The sequence below is a fragment of the Ferroglobus sp. genome (genome assembly GCF_015521575.1).
Taxonomy (GTDB): Archaea; Halobacteriota; Archaeoglobi; order Archaeoglobales; family Archaeoglobaceae; genus Ferroglobus.
The window spans coordinates 1-7,441 of the sequence record NZ_WANY01000123.1; the positions used below are offsets into that span (position 1 = coordinate 1).

Consider the following 7,441-nt stretch of genomic DNA (forward strand, 5'->3'; position numbering starts at 1 on the left):
ACTTCAGATGCTCTGAAAGAGAAGAGGTTGAAGAACTGTGGAGAGGAATAAAAGAGAAGATAACGAGAGGAGAGCGAGGTCAATAGCGTTCGGTTTTCTAACCTCGTAGTAAATTTTTTCGGTAAAACCCTTGCTATAGAGCGTCTCTCCCAAACTGAGGGATCTTATTATCACCGCTGCCACGAACGCCTTAAGAATTGAATAGTACTCTTTCACGCTTCTTCCGTAGAGAAATTTCACGTTTTCGAGATCGTTGATAACTGTTGGTAGCAAAGCTAAGGATATTCCCACGTAGCTGACGAACTTTTCCGGGAATCTGAAGTAGATTAATGCTCCAGCAATTTCGGAGTACTTTGAGGAGGTAATCAAAGCTCCGGAGCAGAGAATTCCTATGAAAGCGATAAGAACGTCGAAGCCGGAGATGAGGGAGGATACGAAAAGGAGGACTATTACTGGAAAAAACCCAAAGATAAACCTGAAGACTTTTCCTTTGGAGAATGCTGCAGAAATTGCTATCGAGCATAGAGAAATTAGAACGTTAAAACCGGAGATGTATATTGAAGAGGATAGAAAGAGGGAAGAGAGAAGAACGCACCTTCCTTCGAGATTTCCCTCTTTAAAACCCTCCTTTAGGTTTTCGACTATCATAACTCCACAACTCTATCGCAACCTTTTGCGAGCTTTAAATCATGGGTCGCTATTACCGCTGTTTTTTTATGCTTCCTAAGCAAATAAAGCAGTTTTTCTCTGAAATTCACGTCCAAACCAGCGGTGGGTTCGTCAAGAAGAAGAACTTCATGCTTAAAAGCCTTCGCAATGGCAACTTTCCTCATCTGTCCGACGCTGAGGGATTGAGGATGTCTTTCGGCTATTCCTTCAAGCTCAAACTCTGAGAGGTACTTTCCGACCTCTTCCCTTACTCTTCTTCCCGTGAGGTGGTATGCGGGGTTCTGAAGAACTATCCCGACATCGAGACCTCTCATCTCTTTTGCAAGCTTTTTTAGCAACATAGTTTTTCCCGCTCCGTTTTCTCCGATAACAGCCACGATTTCTCCTTCTCTGATTTTCAGACTCCCATCATGTATTACCTCTCCTATCTCACCTTTTAATTCGGGAAATTCCCGCTTAACAAATCCAAGATCAATTGTTCTCTCGAAATAATCAGAGAATTCTATCCTGTGTTCCGCAACGACCACCCTCTCATCTTTTAGAATTTCGATTATTCTTTTTGCGTTCCTCTCGCTCAGATGAGCGAAGGGCTCGTCAAGAACAATGAGCTTCGAATTGGAGAGAATTGCGGAAGCTATTTCAACAAGCTGAAGCTCGCCAGTTGATAGCTCGAAGGTGTACCTTTCAAGCAAGTGGGAAATTTTTAAATCTTCAGCAACTTCCTCAGCCTCTTTCAGAGCTGCCGATCTCTTCATACCTCTCTGGATTAAAGGAAACGTCAGTTCCTCTTTCACTTTCAAACATGTTATGCTTTCCTCAGGAATTTGTTTCACGTAAGCAACATCCCTCGGATTAGGCTTTTCACCGAAAATTTTCACGAATCCTTTAAGCTCTCCTCCGTAAAAATTCGGGATTAAACCGTTCAGAAGCTTTAGCAAGGTACTTTTCCCGCTTCCAGTTGAACCGATTACGATCTCGTTTCCGTAGAGTTCGAGCCTCAAATTTTTCAATCCGACCTCTTCGTTCGGGTAAACGTATTTATCGACGTTAACTTCTATCAATTTCCACTCCCCTCTCTTTAAGCATTTCCCATACGTACTTGAAAACGAGCACCGCAAGTAAATGGTCGACGAAGAAATCTTGAGGGAGGAAGATTAGGACGGTGGAGAAGAATAGCAGCATGAAAATTGAAGATGTGTGGAATCCGAAGTATTCCGCTGCTTTACTTGCCCATTGAAGAAGTTTTTCGTTAGAAAGTGCGAATTTGTAAAATACCGCAAAGCCGAGCAGGTAAATAGGAATGGATGCGAGGAGAGTAGAAAGCCAAAGCAGAGCAACTTCTTTTTTGTCTCCCTTCTTCCATACGATCTCTCTGAAAATTCCCGCGAGAAAAGCGGAGATTACGAAGCCGTAAAGAAAGCCGGAAGTTGGACCAAGAAGGACTCCCAATCCTCCACCGCCGGCTGCAAATGGCAAACCGAGAGCTATAAGAGCGAGATACAGGAGAACAGCTAAAAATCCCTGTCTTCCTAATAAGAAGCCGGAAAGCATAACTCCGAAGTTCTGCATTGTGTAGGGAACTGGACCGAGTTTGAAGTTCATTTGTGCTGAAGCAGCGATTATCAAAGTCGAAGCGATTATGAGCGGTACTTTTTTATAGTCAACCATAAATGCAAAAAGGTTGACAAAAATTTAAGCTTTTCGAAATTTTAGCAAGGTTGTCGAGCTCGTTTATGAAATAGGACGAGATTTGGAATTGGGCTGATCAATACTACGAGCGGGGAGTGCAAGTAAGATTTCCGCCGTTTAGATTTGAACACCTCGCAAAGGATTTGAACTTCACAATCCCCTTTTGTAATCTGAGTATCGATCGAAGTTTGGTGATCTCAAAAAGTGCAGATATCTGCTGCAGAAATGGTAAATCTCATTTTTGTATCACTCGCTTCAAACTTTCGAGATTTCTCTTAAAAAGTTTTTAATCCGAACAACAAGTATTTCTTGATGAAACTGAAAAGGCATAGAAAGAACCCAATTATAGAGCCGAGAGGTGATGACTGGGAGGCTTTAGCCACTTTCAATCCCGGAGTTGCTTTAAAGGACGATAAGATCTACGTTTTCTATCGGGCGGTTGGAGAATACGTAAATTACATTTCGAGACTCGGTCTGGCAATTTTTGATAAAGAGCTGAATTTGATTGAGAGGAAAGATAAACCCGTTTTTGAGCCGGATTTGAAGCTTTGGGAACTGTCGATAGAGGATGCGAGAGTCACTCAGATAAACAGCGAATATTACTTCACCTACGTAACGACGATAACACCAGCCCCTCCTTTCGGGATAAGAAAGAAGTTTGGAATTCCAAAGCCTGAGCAGGCTTTCTCCAAGTGTGCCGTAGCTGTTACAAAAGACTTTGAAAACTTCAGAAGACTCGGTATAGTCACGCCTCATGACGCTGAGGAGAGGAACCTCGTCCTTTTCCCTGAGAAGTTTAACGGAAAATTTGCAGCGTTACATCGACCAGCTAAGTGGTTGAGCGAAAATTTAAATAAGTCAGAGATAAGATTCGCAATTTTTGACGTTCCGGGAGTAATCAGGGAAAGTAGAAAAGTTCTGGAGCCTGAGGAGAAGTGGGAGGAAAAGAAGGTGGGAGCTGGACCGCCTCCCATAAAAACGGAAAAGGGGTGGCTTTTAATCTACCACGGAGTTGATGAGAGGGATGTTTACAGAGCCGGAGCTGCTTTACTCGATCTGGAAAAGCCATGGAAAGTTATTTCGAAGACGAGCAAGCCGATTTTAGAGCCTGAAAAAGAATACGAGAGAGAAGGAGACGTTCCGAACGTTGTTTTTCCGACGGGGGCAATCTTAATCGAAGAGGAACTTTTGGTTTTTTACGGAGGAGCCGACAAAGTTTGCTGCGTGGCGAGCTGTAATGTAAATGACCTAATCGACGAACTGGTGCCATGAAGATAGCGATACTCTCAAGATGGAACTCCGCTTGTGGAGTCTCTTTGCTTGCCGAATTAATCGGAAGGGAATTTGCGAAAAGACATAAGTTAGTGGTTTTCGCCCCCACCGTTATAAGGAGGGTCAAGGAGGATGAGGATTACGTTATAAGGTGTTACAGCGATGTCGAGCATGAAAGAAGGTTTTTCGATCCGGAACCTTTCATCGAAAACGATTACGATGTATTCATAGCTCAGAGAATTGAATGGACTCCTGTGGAAGAGCTACTTGAAATTTTCCCTGAAATAAGGAGGAAAGCTAAGACTGTCTACGTTGTCCACGAAAGAAAACCTCCAACCAACGAGCTGTTTTACAAATTCGAGTGGGATGCAGTGGTATGCTTCGATGAGAGGTACGTGAAGCAGTGGGAAAAGACGAAATACAAGGACAAGTTGAGGGTAATTCCCTATCCCACCGGCCCACTTGTTAAAGGAGATAAGGAAAAGAGCAGAAAGAAGCTTGGGATAGATGAGGGAAAAATTCTCCTTAGCTACGGTTGGAAACCGGAATTGCACGTTCTCCCGGCATTTCCCGCTTTAAAAGATCTCAGTAGGGTGATAGATTACAAATTTTTACTCCTCGTCGACCCGGAATCGAAATTTGAGTTGAGAGACGAATTCGTCGAAATTAGAAGGGAAAGACCTCCGTTAGAGAGAATCTACGAATACTTGCACGCATCAGACGTCTGCTTGATTCACAAAGAGAAGGGTGAGGTGAAAGAAGGAGAAGTTGTCGTTTCGAGCTCTGTTTTAATGTGCCTCGGAGCCTTAACTCCGATTGTAACATCCGATACAGAGTTCGTTACCTTTTTGAGCAAGGAGGTGATAAAGTACAAGGACTTGAGAGAGCTGAAATTAATACTCAAAGGAATCTTTGAGGGAACGATGGATGTGACCGAAAACATTTTAGCGGCTGAAAATTACGTTAAGCAGAACTGTCCAGAGAAGATAGCTAAGATGTACCTTGAACTTTTCAAGGAACTTTAAAGTCTCTCCTGCTTGTATTTTCCTATAATTTCCTCAAAATCCTTTCCTAAATGATAATTCTCCTCTCCGATCTTGTAACCCTTTTCAGTCTCTATTAAATCTGAGATGGTGAAAAATTTCCACCTTTTTCTTGGAAGCTTAAAAGCTATTAACGGCTTTGCTCCAAAGAGATTCGAGAACATGACGAGCTCTCTAAGCCTTTCCCCGCTTATGTACAACGGAAGCTCTTTTCTCATCTTCACTTCAAGCGCATAAAACTTTTTTCCGTTCCCCACAACCAAGTCTGGAGAGGGATAGGAAGAGGAACCGCTTCCAGCTACTCTTACAGCTGCAAAACCGTTATCCCAGAAAAGGTTGAGAAGTTCTCTTTCAAATCTACTCCCCTTCCTCTTCATAATTCCTCTATCTCCACGAATTTCAGTTCCCTTAAATACCCGGTCTCTATTCCTTCCTCGTTAGCTCTTCTACGTAAATTCTTGTCGTTAGTTATTAGCGTGGCACCAAATTTTTTGGCAACTTGCAAAAGAGCATCATCAGTTCCGACGGTATTGCTTTCAACGATTTCGCAATCTCCGCAGCTTTCTACAAGCTTTATCGCAAGTTTAGCAGCTCTTTTTTCTTTTCCTGTTAAAGAAATGCTGAGGTTTTTTAACTCCTCGAAAACTCTGTCTGGGACTAAAAATTTCTTAAAGCCGAGTTCACGAAGCTGATCGAGGAGATCAACTTTTTGAGTGAAGATGTAGATTAGAACGTTCGTATCTAAGACGGCTGATTTTACTTTATCCTTCCCGCTCCTATCAGCCTCCATCTCGTTCCGACTCTCCTGCTTATAGCCACCCTATCTCCGACTTCAGCGCAGACCGGTCTTTTCAGCTTTACCTCCACGACATCGTCTCTCGCTGAAGTAACGACTCCGAGAGTTATCGCAGTCCCGACGGCAAGCATCAAAGGCTCGTTCATCTTTATCTTCTCGACTTTAATCTCCTCCTCAGTTCCCACAACTCTTTCAAGCAGTTGAACCTCCATGGTGAATTCGTAGAGAACGTCCGGCAGCTCGTTTGGATGTCCGAGGACGTTGCCTACAAGCCCGTCGCTTTTGGTTAAGAACGGATCGAGCTTTGTTGCCACTCCTATGAGTCCTCCGGGTGTAGCCTCTTCGATTTGCCTTCCTGAAGCCATTATGCTCACGACCTCCGTGTATATCGGATTGTAGTTACCTCTTTCATCCTTAACTCCCGGGCGGATCTCTATCTCGTCTCCTACCCTAAGCTTTCCCCTCGCCAAGCTTCCGCCTACAACTCCCCCAAGAAGTTTATCCGGAGGAGTTCCGGGTTTGTTCACGTCGAAGCTCCTTGCTATGTGCATGAGCGGTGCTGAAGAGAGGTCTCTTTCCGGAGTTGGTATCGTTTCCTCTATCGCTTCGATGAGGGCATCCACGTTCACTTTTTGTTGAGCGGAGATTGGAATTATCGGAGCGTTTTCGGCTATTGTTCCTTGAACAAACTCCTTGATTTCTCTGTAATTTTCGAGAATTCTTTCCTTTGGAACGATGTCGATTTTGTTCTGAGCTATTACGATCTTATCAACTCCGATTATTTCGAGAGCCATCAAATGCTCCTTTGTTTGCGGTCTCGGACATTTCTCGTTGGCTGCTATAACCAAAACAGCTCCGTCCATCAAAGCAGCTCCACTCAGCATTGTTGCCATCAGCGTTTCGTGTCCGGGACTATCGACGAAGCTCACCGTTCTAAGTATCTCCGTCTCGACGTTGTGTTTTGGACAAACAGCCTCAACTGTGTAAGCTTCGGGAGGTTCGCACAAAGGGCATTTTCTGAAAGTTGCGTCAGCATATCCAAGCTTTATCGAAATCCCCCTCTTGAGTTCTTCGCTGTGTCTGTCCGTCCAAACTCCGCTTAAAGCAGCAACAAGTGTTGTTTTCCCGTGATCAACGTGACCGACCATTCCTATGTTAACTTCCGGAAGAGGAACGTCTTTTGACATATTTTAATGAGGTGATTGGGAGATATTTAAATCTTGAGTTATCGTTGGAATCCTTTTCGTCCATCTTGCAATCAAAGAAAAGGGATTAAACGAGCAAAAGCTTTTCCAAATTGCGTTAATCATGCTTTTAACAACAGCTATAACCCTGCTTTTAGCTATTGCCGTATTGAAAAGACACGGATATTAAGCTAAAGACATTCTGAGACTTCATGAGATTATCGGGGAAATGAATGTTAAGTGGTATGAATTATCAAACGACCTTGGCTTAGCGTTGTTTCTTCCACTCTTCGCTGGCTGGTTTCTTGCAGCATATACGGTTTTTTATGGCAGTGTGATATCAGCTGCAAAATTCGTTTTGTTTATTTTTGCACATGTATCTAACGTGATTCTCTTTTATCTTTCTCCCTTTTTGCTTGCTGTTTATCCATTCATTCGAATTTTGAGATACGATTTTATGCAAAACAGAAGCGTTTTTCTTGTTGTAATTTCTGTTTTTTCGGCTTTAGCAGCTTTTTTTTGACTATCGTTATCCATGGAATCCTCTTCTTGTTTCTGCTTGCTGGACAACCTTTTCGCTTACCCTCTTCCTATTTCCCGAAAATTTGAAGAAAATGAAAATTTTTACCGTGACTCTGATTTTGGTAGCTATACCACCGCTTCACGCCTCAATAACATGCTCTCCTCTTGTTTTAATCCCCTATACATTCCCATACTTGGCTGAAAGCTGCAACAGTACTTACGACACATTTTTTGCGGCGGTAATTCTTACGATAATTGCTGCAACT

The 7,441-nt window shown here is 43.2% G+C and carries 8 protein-coding genes; 2 read left to right on the top strand and 6 right to left on the bottom strand.

Going from position 1 to position 7,441, the window contains the following annotated elements:
* Positions 1-3 precede the first annotated feature (3 nt).
* Genes F7C14_RS05115 through F7C14_RS05125 form a run of 3 tightly spaced genes read right to left on the bottom strand, consistent with a single transcriptional unit; the run spans position 4 to position 2,337 of the window.
* Positions 4-648 (bottom strand): hypothetical protein, encoded by a 645-nt coding sequence (locus tag F7C14_RS05115; protein WP_290900512.1) that lies wholly within the window; start codon positions 646-648, stop codon positions 4-6.
* Entirely contained in the window at positions 645-1,730 is a 1,086-nt protein-coding gene (locus F7C14_RS05120; protein WP_290900514.1) for an ATP-binding cassette domain-containing protein, read from the bottom strand. The genes F7C14_RS05115 and F7C14_RS05120 overlap by 4 nt, the downstream gene beginning before the upstream one ends.
* On the bottom strand, positions 1,717-2,337 hold the full coding sequence (locus F7C14_RS05125) for a biotin transporter BioY (protein ID WP_290900516.1): 621 nt from the start codon (positions 2,335-2,337) through the stop codon (positions 1,717-1,719). The genes F7C14_RS05120 and F7C14_RS05125 overlap by 14 nt, the downstream gene beginning before the upstream one ends.
* Positions 2,338-2,670: 333 nt before the next feature.
* Between F7C14_RS05125 and F7C14_RS05130 the strand changes: the two genes are divergently transcribed.
* The gene (locus F7C14_RS05130) at positions 2,671-3,630 is read left to right on the top strand and encodes a hypothetical protein (protein ID WP_290900518.1); all 960 of its coding nucleotides are present in this window, start codon (positions 2,671-2,673) and stop codon (positions 3,628-3,630) included.
* On the top strand, positions 3,627-4,655 hold the full coding sequence (locus F7C14_RS05135) for a hypothetical protein (RefSeq protein ID WP_290900520.1): 1,029 nt from the start codon (positions 3,627-3,629) through the stop codon (positions 4,653-4,655). Before F7C14_RS05130 ends, F7C14_RS05135 begins: the two co-directional genes overlap by 4 nt.
* Here the strand turns inward: F7C14_RS05135 and hjc are convergent.
* The 3 genes from hjc to F7C14_RS05150 are packed head-to-tail and all read right to left on the bottom strand — an operon-like array spanning position 4,652 to position 6,656.
* Positions 4,652-5,050, bottom strand: coding sequence for a Holliday junction resolvase Hjc (gene hjc / locus F7C14_RS05140; RefSeq protein ID WP_290900522.1), 399 nt, complete (start codon positions 5,048-5,050; stop codon positions 4,652-4,654). The two genes, F7C14_RS05135 and hjc, sit on opposite strands and share 4 nt — an antisense overlap.
* Positions 5,047-5,463 (bottom strand): PIN domain-containing protein, encoded by a 417-nt coding sequence (locus tag F7C14_RS05145; protein WP_290900524.1) that lies wholly within the window; start codon positions 5,461-5,463, stop codon positions 5,047-5,049. The genes hjc and F7C14_RS05145 overlap by 4 nt, the downstream gene beginning before the upstream one ends.
* Positions 5,430-6,656 (bottom strand): translation initiation factor IF-2 subunit gamma, encoded by a 1,227-nt coding sequence (locus tag F7C14_RS05150; RefSeq protein WP_290900526.1) that lies wholly within the window; start codon positions 6,654-6,656, stop codon positions 5,430-5,432. The genes F7C14_RS05145 and F7C14_RS05150 overlap by 34 nt, the downstream gene beginning before the upstream one ends.
* Positions 6,657-7,441 lie beyond the last annotated feature (785 nt).

What these genes read in the sequence shown, in the direction of transcription:
- hjc (WP_290900522.1), bottom strand. Translation starts at nt 5,050, where the DNA reads ATGAAGAGGAAGGGGAGTAGATTTGAAAGAGAACTTCTCAACCTTTTC.
- F7C14_RS05125 (WP_290900516.1), bottom strand. Translation starts at nt 2,337, where the DNA reads ATGGTTGACTATAAAAAAGTACCGCTCATAATCGCTTCGACTTTGATA.
- F7C14_RS05130 (WP_290900518.1), top strand. Translation starts at nt 2,671, where the DNA reads ATGAAACTGAAAAGGCATAGAAAGAACCCAATTATAGAGCCGAGAGGT.
- F7C14_RS05135 (WP_290900520.1), top strand. Translation starts at nt 3,627, where the DNA reads ATGAAGATAGCGATACTCTCAAGATGGAACTCCGCTTGTGGAGTCTCT.
- F7C14_RS05150 (WP_290900526.1), bottom strand. Translation starts at nt 6,656, where the DNA reads ATGTCAAAAGACGTTCCTCTTCCGGAAGTTAACATAGGAATGGTCGGT.
- F7C14_RS05115 (WP_290900512.1), bottom strand. Translation starts at nt 648, where the DNA reads ATGATAGTCGAAAACCTAAAGGAGGGTTTTAAAGAGGGAAATCTCGAA.
- F7C14_RS05145 (WP_290900524.1), bottom strand. Translation starts at nt 5,463, where the DNA reads ATGGAGGCTGATAGGAGCGGGAAGGATAAAGTAAAATCAGCCGTCTTA.